This window comes from Candidatus Liberimonas magnetica (genome assembly GCA_020523885.1).
Taxonomy (GTDB): domain Bacteria; phylum Elusimicrobiota; class Endomicrobiia; order Endomicrobiales; family JAFGIL01; genus Liberimonas; species Liberimonas magnetica.
Window position 1 is genome coordinate 1 of sequence record JAJAPY010000029.1, and the last position, 19,394, is coordinate 19,394.

Here is a 19,394-nt window from a genome sequence, read left to right on the forward strand (position 1 = left end):
ATTGCTTCGCCTCTGGCTCGCAATGACAAACCTCACTTAACGAAGTAGTGCTATATATTGCAACAAAAAGCTAATCTGACTTAACAAAATGGTGTTAGTTTATGATTATATCTAAAGATAAAAACATCATAAAAGCTGCTGAGCTGCTTAAAAAAAGCAGGAGCGCGCTTTTTATTACAGGGGCGGGGATATCGGCTGAATCGGGGCTTCCTACTTATAGAGGGGTAGGCGGGCTTTATAAAGAGAAGGTAACTGAAGACGGGATACCCATTGAGATGGCACTTGCCGGGGAGACGCTTGAAACCAGGCCTGAGATAACATGGAAATACCTTTCGCAGATAGAGAAAAACTGCCGCAAGGCAAAGTATAACAAGGCGCATGAGATAATCGCCAAGATGCAGGAACATTTTGAAAGAGTATGGGTGCTGACGCAGAACATAGACGGATTCCATAAGGATGCGGGTTCAAAAAACATAATAGACATACACGGGGATATCCACAAGATACTCTGCCCGAAATGCGGGTGGAGAAAAACAATTCAAAGTTTTGATGAGATAAAGATCCCGCCCGCCTGCCCGTTGTGCAAGAATACAGCAAGGCCTGATGTCGTGTTTTTCGGCGAGATGCTTCCATACGAGAAGGTGCAGGTTTTAGATGAAGAACTTAACAAGGGATTTGACATATATTTTTCAGTCGGGACCACAAGCGTATTTCCTTATATCCAGGAGCCGGTACACCTGGCAAAAAGAAGCGGCAAGCCGAGTATCGAGATCAATCCGGACCAGACAGAAGTATCAGATATAGTTGATATAAGGTTTCCTATGGGCGCTGTAGATGCTTTAAGCGCTATCTGGGAAAAAATTGAATAAATTATAAGCCTGCTGTCGAATTCTTCTTTCTGTCATTGCGAGCGTTAGCGAAGCAATCTCAAAAATATATTATCGTCGTAAAGTAGATTGCCACGTCGTCCTTTGGACTCCTCGCAATGACACTTTAGGAGTTCGGCAACAGGCTCTTATATAAATCAGCAGAGGAGCTCCATTGGAATATTTGATAATATGTATTGTAGCGATTTTTTCATCCGGTTTGACATTGTTCACCGGGTTCGGCCTGGGAACCATACTTACTCCCGTGTTTGCGATATTTTTTCCTGTACCTTTAGCAGTAGCTGCTACAGCAGTGGTGCATCTTACCAATAATCTCTTTAAGATCCTGCTTGTAGGACGTTCTGCTAATAAAAGCGTCATTATACGTTTTGCGTTTCCCGCAGTTATAGCTGCGCTGTTCGGCGCATCTCTTCTTACATACACAGCATCACTTCCGGCAGTAACATCTTATTCTTTCGCAGGCAGGGTCTATGAAATTACTCCGGTTAATTTAATAATAGGTATGTTAATTGTCCTGTTTTCCATCTTTGAACTTGTCCCGAAATATGAAAACCTGACATTTGACACTAAATATATGGTTTTTGGCGGGTTATTGTCCGGTTTTTTCGGGGGATTATCAGGCAATCAGGGGGCATTCCGTTCGATGTTCCTTTTAAAGGCAGGCCTTGAAAAAGAGGAGTTCATCGGCACGAATGTAGTTTCAGCCGTGATAGTTGACATCGGAAGGTTAGCTGTCTATGGAGCAGGTTTTTATGCTGCCGGATTCAGCGCCGTGGCTGATACCGGAGGGCTTATTTTAGCTGCGGTTGTGTCTGCGTTCCTTGGAGCTTTTCTTGGGAAAAAGATATTGAATAAAATTACACTGCGTGCAGTAAATCTAATCGTCGGGATAATGCTCATCCTGCTCGGATTTGCCTTAAGTTTGGGAATTATATAAGAGTTTTTTACTATAGCTTTATTCCTGTGGCTGGGTTGCGTTGTAGGTGTATGAAGTAACTATACCTTTGTCATTGAACCTGACAACAAGGTCCTGCGTGCTTGCTTCTTCAAATAAACTGTAGAGATACCTGCCGTAAGTCCAAGTCCTTTTTCCGTCTTCTATACCTGTCCTCCAGGGCGAGCCGAACATCTCTTTTATATCGTCCTGAGAGGTTTTTCCTATCTGTATATTGGGGACCTGAGAAACATTGAACTCGCGGCCAACCGTAGCGCAGCCAGCAGAGAACACACAAAAAAATAAAACCATAATTATAAATAAATCTGTAAATGTCCAAAATTGTGACTTGCAAGATGTGCTTTTCATTATTTCACTCCTTATTTATTGTAAAACTATTATAATAAAATATTATTGATACCGTCAAGGGGAGGGAGAGGGAAATAGAGAATAATTGAAAAATATATGCTTTTTTGTTTTAATAATACAGCCATGAAAACAACAGAGCTAGGAAAGAATGCCCTCAAGCTTAATTTATTTCTTTTTGCCATTTTATGTTTTTCTAATGGCACAGTACCGGCATACGGAAACCGTAACAAACCCGGGCCGGAAAGAATAATGCAGGTTGCTTTTATTATGTCCGAGCCGTCAACCGGTTCCGATGAAGAAAAAATAGACCTTGAGAGCTTAAAGACACCCTTGTCCGTTCAAGGGATAAGGTTTACCGGCATACTTCCTAAAAAGATCAGCAAGAATGCCTTGGAGAAATTCGATATTATCATTCTGCCGAATATATCGGCAAAATATTTGAAACCTGATAAGCTAAATTCGATCAGGGCAGCAGTAAATTCCGGATCGAACATAGTTTTTGACGGAGAATCAGCTCTTGTTGAAAAGTTAGGTATTGAAATTGAAAAAAAACCTATAAATGTAGAAGAGATACGCGACCTCCAGTTCAAAGATATTCCTTTATATTGGAGAACACCCGCCAAAGTAAGGCCTGTCGTTAAATCGCCGAATAACGACCTTCAGGTCCTGTGTATCGAAGAAAGCTCAAAAGCCCCGCTCGTAGTATCCGGCAAATACGGGAAAGGAAAATTCATTTATTTTTCGCCCCTGTTCGACCCTGAATCGGGGAAAGGGTACTCGAGGTTCCCGTACCTTATAGAAATGCTTTCAAAGGTATTCGGGTATGAACGCCTGGCCCAGCGGAAAATAGCCGCCATGTATTATGACCCGGGCAACAGGGACTTTCAGGATATAGAAAACACTGTCAAGCTGTGGCGCAAGAACGGCGTGCATACGGTCTATGCAGGCGGATGGTACGGCCGGGAATTTGATTACGAGAAGTTAATAAGGTTTTGCCATCAAAACGGGATTTTAGTCTGCTGCTGGCTTGAGCTTCCCATGGCCGGCAAGGAATTTTGGGATGAACACCCCCAGTGGCGCGAAAAAACCGCGGTTTTAAAAGATGCAAAGATAGACTGGCGTTACCTTGTGAACCTTGCAAATGAAGATTGCAGGATAAAGGTTTTTAAAAACATAGAAGAGCTTCTTAACAAGTATGACTGGGACGGGGTAAATCTAAGTGAGCTTTATTTTGAATCTACTGAAGGCACAAAAGACCCGGACAGGTTTACTCCGATGAATGATGATATAAGGAGAGAATTTAAAGATGAATACGGTTTTGATCCTCTTGATATATTCGATAAGGATAGCGGGCATTACTGGAAGGCAAACAACAGCGACTGGGAAAAATTTGCGGATTTCCGCATAAGCCTTTGTAACCGCATAAAAGCTTATTGCCTGGAACTATTAGCTGAGATAAGGAAAAATAAAAAAGACTTTGAGATCATCATAACCGCTATGGACGCTTCATCAAGCCCTTTCCTTGAATATAATATAGCCGAGGATACGGATTACCTTTTAAAATTGCAGGAAAAATATGACCTTACGCTTCAGGTACAGGATGAATGGATGTTCTGGAACGGGAAACCGGAAAGGTATTTTTTTCTAGGGAATTATTACAGGCAGTATGTCAGCGAGCCCCACAGATTCGAGCTCGATTTTAATGTGGTTGAATGCCATGAAAAAGGGGAAGGGGGCCTGCCAAGCCAGAAACCTTCGGGAGAGGAAGTGCGCCAGGTAGTTTATAACATGGGTTTAAATAATGCAAGGCCCGTATTCTATGCGGAAGACAGCATATACGAGCAGGATTTTGAGAATATAAATACCGTTCTTGCACGGGATGTATCGGTCCTTAAGAAGAGCAGCGCTAAATGGGAGATAAACACCCAGTACAAAGTTGAGATAAGAACAGCTAAGAAAGGCCAGACTATTTTGATGGACGGCAGGATCTGGCGCGCGGGTTACGAAGATGCTGTCGTAGTCCCCAGAGGCAGGCATACTTTAAGGTTCTTGCCACAACCTGCAAATCATGAATTGCTGGTAATTAAACCGAGACTTATTTATATCTCGGCTGAATTAATATCTGCTAATTTCTTTGACAACTCGGTCGAGCTTTCCTACGAAGAGTATTATTCTTCCTGCTATTTGATACTGAACAGAAAACCTGAGCAGGTATTCATCGACAATAAACTGGAATACTGCCCTGTCTATGAAGACAAAGAAGGCTCTTCTGTAAAATTACCGAGCGGTAACCATTCTGTTAAGATATTCCTGCCTAAGTAATGCCTGCGGTTTGCCGGTAAAAAACAATGTTAATTCAATTTAAAAAATAATCTTAAAATAATGTATTTTAGACGATATGTAAAGCGAAGGAGCATACTGTTTGTTCTTGTAATGAGAAGGAATATATTGTATAATTAAAACCGTAAAATGGAGCTGCAAAGGCTTGAATAAACCTGTCTATGAGACTTAAATTAAAATTTACCTTCCTTATAAGTTTGTTAATAGTTGTAACCGTTAGTTTTGTTACCGGTTTTATGTTCATTACCGAGACCAATTTCCTTGAAAATGAAATGGAAATAATCCGTTATGATATGATAAAAAGTTTTGCTAACGTCACAAAGGACTCCTTAGTCGGGAATGATAAGATTTCCTTACGGAATTATCTGCATCTTTTAAAGAATACAAAAGGTTTCAGCTATGCGATGGTCATGGACAATAAAAATGTCGTAATTATGCATACGGATTCATTCCTCGTAGGTACGATATTGAACGACCCTGTCTCTAATAGAGCCCAGAACACCGATAAGTTTCTAGCGCAGAAGTATACTATGGAAAACGGTTTCCCTATACTTGACCTTGCTTACCCTGTTGCCATAAGCAATGTAAGGATAGCTTTAGTGCGCATAGGGTTTAACCGCGACATGCTTGCAGGAAAGGTCACCGATGCCCTGGCGTCGATCCGCAGGCGTATTTTGGGTATAACTCTCCTGGGGCTGGTCGTGGGGCTTACAGGCACCTTTATCCTGACCGGTATGATGGTAGAGCCTATCAACATAATCGCAAAAGGGGCACAGATAATCGGCAAGGGGAATTTGAGCCACGTTATAAATATTTCCAGCGATGATGAGCTGGGAGACCTGGCCAAAGCATTTAACAGCATGAGCAATAAACTTAAAGAACTTGACCAGTTAAAGAGCGATTTCGTTTCAAGCGTTACCCATGAACTTCGCTCGCCTCTTCTTTCCTTAAGGATGTACATAGACCTTTTTTTAAAAGGCACTGCGGGTGCAGTGGCCGATAAACAGAAGGAATATTTAACAATAATGCACAACTGTGCGGAACGGCTGCATCATTTCATCGATGACCTGTTAGATATAGCCAAAATAGAACGCGGAAAGATGGAAGTAGTCCCTAAGGAAACAGACATAGTTCCTGCGATCAGGGATATCATACAGCTGTTTAAACCGCAGACCGACAATAAATCCATTAAATTAAAGACGGATAAAGTTGAGAATTTACCTTTGGTTAAAGCTGACCCTGAGCGGACAAAACAGGTATTGACGAATTTATTAAGCAATGCCGTGAAGTTTACTCCGGAAAACGGCACGATAACGGTCAGCGCTTGTGTAAATGATCCCTTAGGCCGGCTTGAAATATCAGTTATTGATACCGGGATAGGCGTACCAAAAGATAAGTTAGTCAGTATTTTCAACAAATTCGAACAGGTCAAAATAGCCAGGGATTATATTACAGGCCCGAAAGGGACCGGTCTCGGCCTTGCGATAATTAAAGGCCTTGTGGAAGCACAAGGCGGCGTACTATGGGTACAGAGCGAACTCAACGAGGGCAGCATTTTTACCTTCACTCTGCCTCTGGTAAATAATAGACAGTAATTAGTTGATAGTTCAGAGTTTAGAGAAAAACCAAAGACTCTAAACCTTAAACGCTAAGCTTATTTAGTGTTTAGGGTTTCTTCAAGGGTTTTCTGGCCGGAGAAATATTATGGCAAATGAAAAAATCTTGATTATAGATGACGATGCCTACATCCAAAATGCATGTTCCGATTTTTTGCGCTCCCAGGGTTATGCCGTTTCAGTTGCAGGTACGGGCGAAAAAGGAGTTGAACTTTTAAACGGATCAAGTTTTGAGCTTGTTATAACAGATTATAAGATGCCGGGAATGGACGGTTTGGAAGTTTTAAAGTACGTTAAAAAGAATTATCCCAAAACCGATGTGATCATCATAACTGCCTACGGCACGATCGAAAATGCGGTTAAAGCTATGAGCCAGGGGGCGTATGATTACCTTGCAAAAAACTTTACATTAGATGAACTGGAAATTGTAGTCAAACGGTGCCTTGAAAAACAGCAGTTGGCCGTACAGGTCAGCGAATTAAAGGAAGTCGTTAACCTCTATGAAGTGAGTAAAGCCATAAATTCGCTGATGGGGCTTGATGACCTCCTTAATCTGATCCTAAAGCTTTTAAGCGACACTTTATCCGCTGATTCCGGCTCCATCATGTTATACAATCCGGAGACAAGGGAATTGAAAGTCAGGGTTGCCATCGGCCCTCAAAAAGACTTCTTAATAGGAAAAAGGATCCTGCTCGGGTCCGATTACGGGACTGAACAGGGCATTACCAGCAATGACCAGCGGTTCACGGTAGTTACAAATAGCCCGGATATCCGCTCTACTCTGACGTTACATCTCAGCCGGAAGAACACCCTTTTTGGCGTGATCCATCTGGAACGGACAAAAGATGCGAAATTCACCCGGCGGGACGAATATCTTTTGTCCATATTCGCTGCAGAAGCTGGTGTAGCTATAGAGAATGCTTATCTATATAACTCTCTTGAGAAAGAGAAAGAAGAGCTTAATGCCATATTTGTAAATATGGCGGACGGTTCTATAGCAATGGATACATCCTTTGGCATTTCGCGGATGAATCATGCCGCGGAAGTCCTTTTAGGCATTGATTCCAAAAATAACATTGGGAAGAATCTTATTGAACTGCTGGTTGATTTCCGGCCTTCGGTATTATGGGATGTGTTCGCGAAAAATACCGACCAGATCATACAGTTTGAACTTAAAAGGACTAAAGGAAAGGCGATATACCTGGGAGTCGTAGCCACCAGGATCTTCGACAAAGAAAACAACCCGGTCGGTTTCATCTGGGTTTTAAGGGACATAACCGAAGAAAAAAAGGAAGAGAAACATAAAAATGATTTCCTTGCCCTTATTACGCACAAATTCAAGACGCCGCTGACGTCAATAATCGGCTATACGTCTATATTAGTCGACCGTTTAAAGAATCCCGAAGACCGTACTCTTGTGGCGCTAAATACTATCCGCAGCCAGGGTGACCTCCTGGATGAACTGGTTGACAGCCTGATAGAATTTACCCTTATAGATTCGGAATTTATACAGCTTAACCTTGAAACTGTCAGCCTTAAGAGCGTTTTGAGCATCTGCAGAAGTAATTTTTCAAAGGTAGTAAATAATGTCAAAGCAGAATTGATAATTGATGAAAATACCGGGCAAGTACCTCCGCTCTGCATAGACAGGGAAAAGATAATCGTAGTTTTAGAAAATCTGATTAGGAACGCAGTAAGGTTTAATGATAAAGCTGAAAAGGAAGTGCATATAAGCGCTGAAACAACGGATGAGAAATTTATAACAGTAAACATTAAGGATAACGGGAACGGCATGCCTGCAAAAGAATACGAAAACGTATTCAAGAAATTTTACCAGATAGATGAATACGCTACTGGGCAAATAAAAGGCATGGGGTTAGGCCTTGCTCTGGTTAAACGTATAATAGAGATACACGGCTGTAAAGCCTGGGTTAAGAGCAGTAGTGTAGGAGAAGGAAGCACTTTTGCCGTAACACTGCCTAGACGCCAGGAAAGCCGGTAACTGCTATTCTCTTGTATCGAGAATGCAAAATGCAAAGTGAAAAATGTAAAATTATGGTGTCCGCAAGAGCAGACTTATTTAAAACAATCCCGCAAAGCGGGATACATTAATTTTACATTGAAATTAGCCGCCAGAAGCGTGCTTCATCTGTTTCTTAAAAATGAACTAAAATCCATTTTATGTTAAAAAAAAATACAAAACATATTTTTATTCTTGTATCTCTACTGCTTTCCGCGTGTTCGCAGCCTAAAGGTTTTCCTGACAATGCAAAATTATGCGGGAATTATTTCATAAGCTGTATAGGTGTCAAAAAAAACATGTATCACTGCAGGATATATACCAGGTGGAGCAAAAGACTGATAGCGGATAAAAACTATGTATACCCTTTTTCTTACCAGAACATAAGCGAGCCTGACCTAGCGAAAAGAATAACCAGATGTGAAGGGGATGTCATATATTTTGACAGGACTAAGAAGCTCGTTGCAACAAATATGCCGGAAAATGCAGAATGCATACAGGGTGCAAAAGGCGGCGTGTGGGTAGACTGCAAAAGAACAGATGATAAGAATAACAGGTATGTCTGCATAGTCTATGATATAAAAGGCGCGAATATAATTTCAAGCGGGGAATACGTCCTAAAGAGGTTCGGCTGGGATGCCGGGACCGGAAAGGTAAGATATGTAAATGCAAAAGAGCTGAAGGACAGGCTAACTCTTGTTTATTACGGAGGCGTCGGTATCTCTGTAAGGAATAAGCTGGTCCTTTTACCGGATGGCTGGGTAGATTACCCTAACCCTGAAAGTTCGCACGGCGGTACACGCGTGAAATATGACAGCCAGGCTAATATAATAAAAGAAGAAACTTACTGAAACTTCAGTAATAAGCTGTAAGGATTAAGTTATAAGTTTAAAAAACAGTATGGATATAATATTTTTTAGGGGGAAACCTATGAAAATAAAGAGCTTTTTTGTTGTCTTAACGTTCCTTTTAACTGTTCTTTCCGGATTTTGCCTGGCCCAGGAAAATGAGGACGGGATAAAGGACGCTATGGTCTTGTCAAACAGCGGCAAATCCGGCCAGGCTGTTGAAAAATTAAAGCAGATCATCGGTCAAAGGCAAGGGCAAGAAAAATCGACCGCTCAAATGCATCTTGGGTTCGTGTATTTTAAAGACCGGCAATTTGACAATGCACTAAATGAGTTTACAGGAGTCCTGACGGTAGATAAGGACAGAACCCTGGCTTATTATTATCTGGGCCTGATCTATGAAGCAAAGGCTCTTAGCGAAACCGATTTACAATCCAGTAAAGAACAAAAGTTGAAAGCTTTACAGGCTTGGCAGGAGTTTTTAAGATGCGCGGCGATAACTGAAAAGAAGGCAGAGGCACATAAAAATAGAGGGATGAACAAAGAAAATGACCTGAAACTTGCCGAAAGGCATATCCAGATGCTTAAGGAGATGCTGGGAAATGAATAAAGCGTTTTTAAATATACTAATCTTCATTGTTTCTGCGGTTTCCCTTAATTCCTGCATAGTACAGTCAACAGTTCTAAAACCTGATTATGATTTTAACAAAATAAAAAGGGTAGCAGTAATTGATTTTCAGAACGCCCCGAATGACCCTGTGTCCGGTGCTATGGCTCAGGACCTTTTTATAAAATATATGCTCTTAGCCGGGTATAATGTTGTTGAACGCGGCGAACTGGAGCAGATATTGAAAGAGAGGCACATAGCGCTTTCAGGTATGGTTGAACCAAAAGAGGCCAAAACTTTAGGCAGGATTTCAGGAATAGACGCTATAGTAACAGGTTCTGTGCAGCAGTTTATACCTGAAAACTATTTTTATGAAGGTGGGAACCCGCGGTTCATAGCTGCACAGGTAGGTGTTACCGCAAGGATGATAGATGTCGGAACCGGAGAAGTGCTATGGTCCGGTTCAAATTCTTATGACGGCATGAATACACAGATCGCTTCTGAATATCTGATATCTTCCATTGTGCGGCAATTTAAAAAAGATATTAGTATCCCTAATTAAAAACAGGCGCTTCGCGATAAAAGACAGACATTTAAATCCGATTGAAAATCTCCGGAACTCCCGGCTTATGCTCCCTTAAAAGTGGCAACGTAACAAAATTTACAATAAATTTACATATGTTACTGATATTTTTTACATATAACATATATTAATATTAAATCACTATATAGATATAATGAAATATATAAAGTAATTGATTTTTCAGAAATATATGCTAAAACTGTATTGAGATTATGAAAAGAATCGCATATCTAGTCATTGTCTGTTTAATCTTTCAGGTACTAGGTGTATTGTTCCAGGATAAAACAAAGGGCTGTGATGATATCAGTAATACCATATCAGCGCAGAAAGATGTTTTCCTTTCTCTATGCCTGTCACAAGTCGCAGATTTTTCCGCAGGTATGGTCACTGGAAACAACGCAGCACCTGCCCCGACCCAGCATAAATCCGACAACGAAAAGAAAAAAGACACTAAAGACAGCGGCGGGCTTATTTGTACCGTATCAAATTATTCGGGGACGATAAGCGGCTCTGTTTTAAAATCCGTAAATAGTGCTGGCAACACTGCGGTTGATCTCGGCAGCGAAATAGCCGGTTTTGAACAAATATCGCCTCACTTGTTTCAAGGGTTAAGTATTTTTCTGTGTTTTTTATGTATAATGTTATTCTATTCAATGCCCAGAGGCGACATAGATTACAGTGCTATAATCATGCTATATAGAGCAGTTAGATCCCGGCTTACCTTTATGCCGGGATTTTTATTTTATATGAGAAAAGTGAGCTTTAAAAAAACAACCGCTGTCTTAACTACAATAATTTTTGTGTATTCATCTGTTTTAAGCCAGCCTTTACTGGCGGCAAAAGAGAGAATAGACAATAACAGGGAATATAAAAATATATTCGATGGCCTTGTGCTCCCGGCGTCTTACGGAAGAATTACAGATTCATACTTCGTTCGGGGAACCAAAAACGGGGAAGAAGGCAATTATGCGCCGCATCCGGTCGTTGTCAACATTCAGGACCTGCACTGCCATCCTGAAGTACAGCGTAATATCTCAAAGATAATTGAATTACTTGATCAAAAGTACAACCTTAAAAATGTCTATGTAGAAGGAGCTTGCGGTAAAGTAGATACAGCCTGGCTTACTCAGATAGGGGGTAAGGAGTTAAAAAACAAGATTGTTAATTCTTTGATAGACAGCGGCAAGCTTACCGGGGCCGAGTACTATTCAGTAACTTCCGGCAGGACAGACCTTTTGATCGGTGTTGATGATAAAAAACTTCATACAGACAACCTGGTAAGATTAAATACAATTACAGAGAAGCAGGATAATATGCAAAATCAGGCGGCAAAGCTTGATAATGATTTAGAAGGATTAAAGAAAAGGTATTATAATGACCCGAATATGATGTTTGAAAAAATAGTGGCCAAGCATAAGAACGGTAATATAGAAGTAAATAGATATTACATGACATTGCTTAAATATGCGAAAAAACTTGATATAAACTACCTCAAGTTTAAAAATGTTATTGAATTTATAGACGCTTTTGAAACAAGGGATAAGCTTAATTATAAGAGTATCAGCAGAGAGCTGCAGGGATTTATTACCGTTCTAAAACAAAAACTTCCCTACAGCGCCTATAATATGCTTGCCGCTAATACGGCAAATTTTTCACAAGCTAACACACTCTATGTGTATTTGGCAAAGATAGCTAATCAATATCCGTCCATTATAAAAGATTATCCTAACCTTCAACAGTTTTTCAGGCATATAGAGATAACCCAAAAGGTTAATCCTGTTGAGCTTGTTAGAGAAGAGCAAAAACTAGTAGATGAGATCAGATTAAAGCTTGCAGTAAAAGAAAGCGAACGGGAAATAGTATTTTTGAATGAGTTTTCAAGGTATTTAAAGGATTACCTGGCATATAAGGTTTCAGTTAAAGACTATGAATATGTCAGTAAAAATCTTTCAAAATTTGAATTGTTCTATAAAAAATATGTAGGGGATAGCAAACTGTCCTCAATGGCTCTATATATCTCATTACTTAAGGATTATTACAAGGTAAACTTAGAGAGGAACAGCCGCCTTCTCAGCAACTGTTTTACCTCTAATAAAGCAAAACCGTTTTCTTCTCAAATTGAGCAGGTGAATACTTTGATCTCCGGTCAAAACCTGAACGATGAAATAGAAGCTAATGGCGTAAACATTTCAAAACTGCTTGATAATTCAGAAATATTGGTGTTAGTTACCGGCGGGTTCCACACAGACGGAATCAAGGACTTACTTAAGGAAAAAGAAATATCATATATTACCATAACTCCCAATGTGACAAAGGATACATTAGCATCGGAATCAATATACAAAAAGCTGCTTAAAGAGCAAGGCGGATTCTTTACCAAATCCATGTCTGGCAGCACAGGAGATTCTGCATTCAAATCAGATGGTTCCGGTAACAGTGCTTTTATGGCAGGAACATCCGGTTTTGCATGCAGTAATATTCTTTGCGGGCTCCAGCTTGAACTGTTTTCAGAGTCCGTAAAAATAGGGGTAGATAATCCGGAATTCCTGTTTAATGCAGGAAATACACTGTTCCAGCTTGCCATAAAGAACGGCGCTGACCCTGAAACTATACATGTTTCAATAGCTGCACTGCTTGAAGATCAGTATAAAAAGGCATATAAAGAGGCAGGAAAAGGTATAAAAACCTATCAAAATATGAAACTCTCTTCAAAAGTAGAGAGGTCGCAAGAAGGCTATAAACTGACATTAGTTATCAATAATTCGGCAAGCAGTTTAGAGAAAACAATAGCAAGCAAACCGGTTACTATTAATAGGCAAGGAGAGGTCATTGAAGATTCTCTTGCAGATATGCAAAATATCCAATCTGGAGTTGCAGTAAGTAATGGAACTTATAAAATATTAATAGATTTTATTAATAAGGTCAAAATAAGTAAAGCTTTTGTTCCTATTCAGGCCATGGGTGCAGCGGTTAAAACCGCTGTACGTAAGATATTTGAAGGAATTTTTGGAAGATTAAAAGTTAGAACTAATGAAGAAAAAGAAGCGTGTCTAGGATCTTTAATAGCAGCAGGAGTAGATAAGAAAAAAGCGGAAACCCTGCTGAATAAAATAGCAAAAAACAGAAAAGAACATGCATATTTAGCCTACACGGCATTAAAAGAACTGGCAAATTCTGTGACAACAAATGAGTTAGCCAAATCAGTAATTGATATAACTCTTTTGAACACAATAGCAGACAACTCCGAATGGAACATATCCTCAGCCTACCAAGCATTACAAAAACTGGTATACTCTGTTAAAACAAATAAGTTAAACGAATCAGTACTTGATAAAGACCTTTTAACCACAGTAGCTGCCAATGCCAAACATGAGACAAATGCAGCCTATAAAACATTACAGGAGATAGCAGAATCTAAAGATTTAGACACGTCAGTATTAAATATAGACCTTTTGAGAGCAATAGCAGCAAATACAAAACAGGAATTTGTTTCTCAAGCCTACCAAGCCTTAAAAGACCTGGCAGAATCTAAAAAAATAGACAAAGCAGCGCTTGATATAAGGCTTTTAACCACAATAACAAACAAGGCAGGGTGGAATACAAATAAAGCCTACGAAGTATTACAAGTTATGGCTGAGGCCGGTGCAGTGGATCAGATAAACGTAGAAGCTGTATCAGCCCTTTTTTCTATAATAGAAGACAATGTAGGGAAAAGTGCGTTTTCAGCCTACAGAGCCTTAAAGGCTCTGGCAAAGGCCGGTGCAGTGACTAAAGATAACCTCAATGATGTAGCAACTTTTTTAACCAAAATAGAAGACGATGCGAGGGACTATAAATATGAAGCCTACCAGACGGTGCGAGTCTTGGCAGAAGCCAAAGCAGTGAATAAAGACAACCTGAAAGATATAGCAGGCCTTTTATCAACAATACCAACCGGCGTTGAGCTTAAAGCTGGACATGCCTTCTGGGCATTACAAGCTCTGGCAGCAGCTGGTTCGGTGAACTACGGAAATATAAAGGATGTGGCAGCCCTTTTTACTACAATTATAGACAACGCAGAGGGCAATGAATATAGAGCTTTCCAGGCATTACAAGAGCTGGCAGATTCGAAAAATATCGACAAATCAGTACTTAATATAAACTTGTTAACCATAATAGCGGCCAACGCGAAATCAAACACACCTTCAGCCTACCAAGCATTGCAAGCGCTGGCAGTAGAAGCACAACCAAAAAAGATAAAGCTTGAACTCGGAATAATGGCAGAAATGATAGGCATAAATGAAACAAAAGAAATTGGCGGCGAGCAGGTTGTGCTAAAGATGCTGCCGGCTATGGTAGTGAGCTATTTGAACAAGTTAGCCTACGCTATAGAACACAAGAATATCGATAATGACAATATACCACAGAAAACCCGGCAGTCAGGGTATGACGCAATTTTAGAAGAGGATGTGCCCGGCGCTAGTTCTCAGTCCCTGGGTATGGCAGTGCTAACTGTAGTACTCAAGACGCTTAACGAAATCTTTGGAGCAACACTTACAGGTGAAAACCTGCAGGCTGTTGCGGTTGTGTTAAGCAAAGCTATTTTGACAAGCGGGAACCTGCCTGTTTCACGGAGCGTAATCAAGAATCTCAGCAAGCCAGAACATAAAGCCTTTGTTGATAAATATAAAGCCGAAGGTAAAACAATAAGAGTCTGCAAGGGCGACGGCCCGGCAGGAAGCATGTATATAAGCCCGGGCGTTTATGGTTTTGCAACTTACGATGCATCAGTTGACACTTACTTTGTATCCGAAGGTTTCTTTGAAACCTTTAAAACCGATGCGGAACACGGAGCGGCAATTAACCATGAAAAGAGCGAGTATGACTGGCTGAAAGCTAACCCGGGAAAGACGTTTGAAGATTACCACAAAACAGTAGCTGATCCCGAAGAACTGCAGCTGATCAAAAAAACAGAAAGCCTTATCAAGCCCGCCATAGAAAAAATAAAATTCAAAATAACCGATGCCGTCCGGGTTTCACTTATTACAAACTTTAAAATCAAACTGTCAGTTGATACGGCGACAAGCCTGGTAGAATTAGCCGGCTTAAGGAAGGAGAGCAGAGCAACAGCGTCACTGACAGGAAGTAAAAGAAGAAACATAGATACATGTTTAATAGCCTTAATAGCAGCGGGAATGAATGCAGAAAAAGCAGGAACGCTACTTAATAAAATAGAGGCCAACGCAGGGGGCAGAGAAAATGAAGCCTACAAGGCATTAAAAGAGATAGCACAGGCTAATGTAGTAAATCAGGAAAGCTTGAATGATCTAAAAAAATACATTTCAGACAGGATAGCAAATGGAACTATGTCGGCTGAAGCAGCAGAAAAAAAGTATCAAGAACTGGAAGCTCTGGCAAAATCGAGGGATTTGGAAGGGTCAGTGCTCAATATAGAACTTTTAAATAAGATAGCAGATAATGCAGGCAGTTATATGCCTGATGCTTTTATAGAATTACAGGAGCTGGCAAAACATACATCTTTAATTAATATAAATCTATTAACCACGATCGCAGACAAAAACTCAGGGGAGTATATAGCTAATACTTTCAGAGAATTAAGAGCAGCGATAGATATTGTGATAAAAGAAGATTTAAACAGGTCAATAATCAATCTGGCCCTTTTAAATACCATGGCATCCCGCTCCGGAATGTTCATGAGCGAAGCCTTACAGGCGCTTCTTGGACTGGCAGAAGCTGTGCAGCAAAAAGGTTTAGATGAAGTAGTACTCGAGAAAGACTTTTTAACCGCGATAGCAGCCGGCACCGGGGAATATGCATACCTGGCCTATGCTAGATTGCAGATGTTAGCAGAGCTCAAGGCAGTGAAAAAAGAAAACCTTTATGGCATACAAACCATTTTTTCCAAAATATCGACCGCCGAAGGTCAAGATGCCTATTTTACCTGGGAAACACTGAAAGTATTAATACAAACCGGTGCAGTAAATGAAGGCAACCTGAAGGATTTACCAAACCTTTTCGCCGCAATAGCGGATAACTTTGCGAATGAAAATGAAATCCACAAGGCAATACACGCGCTTGCAAAATCTGTAAAAACAAATAAATTAGATAAATCAGTACTTAATATAAAGCTTTTAACCGCGGTAGCAGACAATGCCATGAAGGATGCACCTGCAGCTTATAAAGCTTTACAGGCACTGGCGGAATCGAAATCCGTAGTCGATGTAGAACTTTTAACAGCAATAGCAGCCAATGCTGGGCCGTTTGCATTTGCAGCCTATGGGGCATTACAAAGGTTATCGATGTCCGTGGAAGAAAATGAATTAGATAAGTCAGCTCTTGTAGGCCTTCTAACCGCAATAGCGGCCAACGCAAGCTATAACACGTATGAAGCCTACGAGATATTACGGGCAATGGCAGAAGTTCATGCTGTGAACAAAGACAACCTGGACGGCCTAAAAATCCTTTTTACCAAAATACCAGTCACAAAAACTTCTTTTCTTGGAAATGACGTATACAAAACATTAAAAGAACTGGCAAAATCCGTGAAAATAAATAATCTGGATATAGCGATACTTGATATAAACCTTTTAAACACAATAGCAGCCAAAGCCGGGAATCATGCACATAAAGCTTATAAGGCATTACAAGCGCTGGCGGAGGCTAAGATAGTCAAAGAAGAAAGCCTGGATGATGTAAAAAACCTTTTTACCGCAATAGCAGACAGCGCCAAAGATAAAGCACCTGATGCATACGATGCATTGAAACTGCTGGCAGTAGAAGCACAAACAAAAAGGATAAAACTTGAACTCGGTATAATGGCAGAAATGATAGGCATAAATGAAACAAAAGAAATTGGCGGCGAGCAGGTTGTGCTAAAAATGACGCCTAAAACAGTAGTAAAATATTTAACCCTGTTACAAGAAGGTATAGTATCCGAATCAGAAAAGGTCAAAATCACCAATGACAATATAAAGCAGAAAACCCGGCAGTTAGGGTATGACGCAATATTAGAAGATGAAGAGCCCGGAGATAACGTACCGTTAGCATCGGTATATAATACAGAAGCGATAGAAAAGTGGGGAGAAGATTCACTGCCGTACAAGTTGTATACAAGCCTAGTGATAAATTGGGAGATAGTGTTAAGCATACCGTTACTTAACTGGGCTGCGTACATACTGATAACGTATTTTGACCCTTCAAGGGTAGTCAAACACGGTCATTTGGCGCTTGGGGTAGGGACAGCAGCGCTGGCAGCAGGTGTATGGTTCGGCGGCTGGTCTATACTTGCAGGAGCGATATTCTTTATCACAGCGAGTGCGTATGTGTTTAGCGGAATACACAAGGACAGAGAAGGGTACGCAGTAAAAGGCAAAGAGCGGGCGTGGCTGTTCGGGGTTGGGTCGGTGCTTACCGGCGCACTGTTATTGCCGTATTTATTGTTTTCTCTTCCGGTGTCTATAGAGCTGGCAGAGAGGCTGAATTTAAGTTTCAGCAATACGCTATGGTACGGAGCTGTACTTAACACGCTTGCGGTGCATACGCCGTACAATACCTTTGTGCAGTTGTTCAAGGACATCCTGCCGCCCTGGTTAAGAGAGGCGTCAGTAGCAGGAGAAAAAATTACTTACAGAAAAAAGTGTTTAAGGTCTTTAGTAGAGGCAGGAGTAGATGAGAAAGAAGCGGAAGCTCTGCTGGATAAAATAGCAACCAACAATAAATGGACTATACCTTCAGCTTATCAAGCATTACAAGAGCTGGCAAAATCTGTGGAAACAAATAAATTAGACAAATCGATAGTTCTTGATATAACCCTTTTAACCACAATAGCAGCCAACGCAGGGAATAATACAGATCATGCCTACAAAGCATTACAGGAGTTAGCAGAATCTGCGGAAAGCAAATCGGTACTTGATAAAACCCTTTTAACCACAATAGCAGCCAACGGCAAATTGAATACACCATTCGCCTACCAGTCATTAAAAGCGTTAGCAGAATCTGTGACAAGAAATAAGATAGAAGACAAATCAGCACTTGATATAAAACTATTAACTGAAATAGCAGCCCAAACTGGGACCAAAGTATCTTCAGCTTATGAAGCATTAAAAGCATTAGCAGTGGCCGGGATAGTTAAACAGGAAAACCTGGATGATGTAAAAACCCTTTTAACTGAAATAGCAGCGGAAACCTATGGCGATATACATAAAGCTTATGAAGTATTAGAAAAACTGGCAAGAACCGGGATAGCGGATAAAAACAACCTGAAAGATGTAAAAAGACTTCTATCCAAAATAGTAGCTAACAGGTATGTAAATGAAACTTACAAAGCGTTACAAGAACTATTAGGATCTAAAGATATAGACAAAGCAATAATTGATATCACTCTTTTATCAACAATATTAACTAACTCAGGATATGATGCATTCTTCGCCTATAAAAGGTTGAAAACGCTCTTGGAATCAAAAAATTTAGACAGATCAGTACTTAATAGAGGCCTTTTGACTGCGATAGCAGAAAACGCAGGGAAAAGAGCATACGTAGCCTACCAGGCATTGAAAGGGTTTGCAGAATCTGTGGAAAAAAACATATTAGACAAATCTGTACTTAATATAAATTTTTTAACTGCAATAACTACCACAGCCAAAAATAATACCGATTCCGCCTATAAAGCATTACAAGCGCTCTTAGAAGCTGATATTGCGAAACAAAAAAACCTGAATAGTTTAGAAAATCTTTTTGCCACAATAACAGCCAACGCAGGAGAGCTTTATGCGGGTGAAGCTTACCAGGAAATAATGAAGCTGGCAGAATTGAAAGATTTTTACAAATCGGTACTTGATATAGGCCTTTTAACAACAATAGCAGCTAACACAAAAGAGGATCATGTTTATCAAGCCTACGAATCTTTAAAGGAGTTGGTAGAATCTGTTGAAAAAAATAAGTTAGACATATCATTTCTTGATATAAAATTTCTAACCACAATAGCAGCCAGCGCAGGGAATAATATAGCTTCAGCATACAAGATTTTACAAATACTTCTAGAAGCTGGTATAGTGAAAAACGGGAACCAGGATGATATAAAAACACTTTTTGCAGAAATAACAGACAGCGCCAAAGATAAAGCACCTGATGCATACAATGCATTGAAACTGCTGGCAGTAGAAGCACAAACAAAAAGGATAAAACTTGAACT

10 protein-coding genes are annotated in these 19,394 nt (G+C 40.3%); 9 read left to right on the plus strand and 1 reads right to left on the minus strand.

The genetic code is table 11. From position 1 onward, the window contains the following. Nucleotides 1-101 precede the first annotated feature (101 nt). Together LHV68_13525 and LHV68_13530 are read left to right on the plus strand one after the other, a co-directional pair. On the plus strand, nucleotides 102-869 hold the full coding sequence (locus LHV68_13525; protein ID MCB4792884.1) for an NAD-dependent deacylase: 768 nt from the start codon (nucleotides 102-104) through the stop codon (nucleotides 867-869). Between the two features lie 172 nt (nucleotides 870-1,041). Further along, complete coding sequence (locus LHV68_13530) at nucleotides 1,042-1,824, plus strand: TSUP family transporter (GenBank protein ID MCB4792885.1); 783 nt, start codon at nucleotides 1,042-1,044, stop codon at nucleotides 1,822-1,824. Between the two features lie 18 nt (nucleotides 1,825-1,842). Here the strand turns inward: LHV68_13530 and bamE are convergent, their stop codons facing one another. Further along, nucleotides 1,843-2,190 carry an outer membrane protein assembly factor BamE gene (gene bamE / locus LHV68_13535; GenBank protein ID MCB4792886.1) on the minus strand — a complete coding sequence of 116 codons (348 nt, stop codon included), beginning with the start codon at nucleotides 2,188-2,190 and terminating at the stop codon, nucleotides 1,843-1,845. A 123-nt stretch (nucleotides 2,191-2,313) separates the two neighbouring features. Here bamE and LHV68_13540 point away from each other — a divergent pair, with 123 nt between their 5' ends. The 7 genes from LHV68_13540 to LHV68_13570 form a co-directional block, all read left to right on the plus strand. Beyond that, on the plus strand, nucleotides 2,314-4,512 hold the full coding sequence (locus tag LHV68_13540; protein ID MCB4792887.1) for a family 10 glycosylhydrolase: 2,199 nt from the start codon (nucleotides 2,314-2,316) through the stop codon (nucleotides 4,510-4,512). A 179-nt stretch (nucleotides 4,513-4,691) separates the two neighbouring features. Next, entirely contained in the window at nucleotides 4,692-6,125 is a 1,434-nt protein-coding gene (locus LHV68_13545) for a HAMP domain-containing protein (protein ID MCB4792888.1), read from the plus strand. Nucleotides 6,126-6,234: 109 nt separating this feature from the next. Further along, nucleotides 6,235-8,148: a response regulator gene (locus tag LHV68_13550; protein MCB4792889.1), complete on the plus strand. Its 1,914-nt coding sequence runs from the start codon at nucleotides 6,235-6,237 to the stop codon at nucleotides 8,146-8,148. A gap of 179 nt (nucleotides 8,149-8,327) precedes the next feature. Then, nucleotides 8,328-9,017, plus strand: a complete 690-nt coding sequence (locus LHV68_13555; GenBank protein MCB4792890.1) for a hypothetical protein — start codon at nucleotides 8,328-8,330, stop codon at nucleotides 9,015-9,017. A gap of 79 nt (nucleotides 9,018-9,096) precedes the next feature. Next, nucleotides 9,097-9,624, plus strand: a complete 528-nt coding sequence (locus tag LHV68_13560) for a hypothetical protein (GenBank protein MCB4792891.1) — start codon at nucleotides 9,097-9,099, stop codon at nucleotides 9,622-9,624. Continuing rightward, nucleotides 9,617-10,183, plus strand: a complete 567-nt coding sequence (locus LHV68_13565) for a CsgG/HfaB family protein (protein ID MCB4792892.1) — start codon at nucleotides 9,617-9,619, stop codon at nucleotides 10,181-10,183. The genes LHV68_13560 and LHV68_13565 overlap by 8 nt, the downstream gene beginning before the upstream one ends. A gap of 233 nt (nucleotides 10,184-10,416) precedes the next feature. Continuing rightward, a partial coding sequence (locus LHV68_13570; GenBank protein MCB4792893.1) for a hypothetical protein occupies nucleotides 10,417-19,394 on the plus strand: 8,978 nt, incomplete at its 3' end.

Excerpts from the sequence above, each read along its gene's own strand:
- LHV68_13525 (MCB4792884.1), top strand. The coding sequence starts at position 102 with ATGATTATATCTAAAGATAAAAACATCATAAAAGCTGCTGAGCTGCTT.
- bamE (MCB4792886.1), bottom strand. The coding sequence starts at position 2,190 with ATGAAAAGCACATCTTGCAAGTCACAATTTTGGACATTTACAGATTTA.
- LHV68_13540 (MCB4792887.1), top strand. The coding sequence starts at position 2,314 with ATGAAAACAACAGAGCTAGGAAAGAATGCCCTCAAGCTTAATTTATTT.
- LHV68_13545 (MCB4792888.1), top strand. The coding sequence starts at position 4,692 with ATGAGACTTAAATTAAAATTTACCTTCCTTATAAGTTTGTTAATAGTT.
- LHV68_13550 (MCB4792889.1), top strand. The coding sequence starts at position 6,235 with ATGGCAAATGAAAAAATCTTGATTATAGATGACGATGCCTACATCCAA.
- LHV68_13555 (MCB4792890.1), top strand. The coding sequence starts at position 8,328 with ATGTTAAAAAAAAATACAAAACATATTTTTATTCTTGTATCTCTACTG.
- LHV68_13560 (MCB4792891.1), top strand. The coding sequence starts at position 9,097 with ATGAAAATAAAGAGCTTTTTTGTTGTCTTAACGTTCCTTTTAACTGTT.
- LHV68_13565 (MCB4792892.1), top strand. The coding sequence starts at position 9,617 with ATGAATAAAGCGTTTTTAAATATACTAATCTTCATTGTTTCTGCGGTT.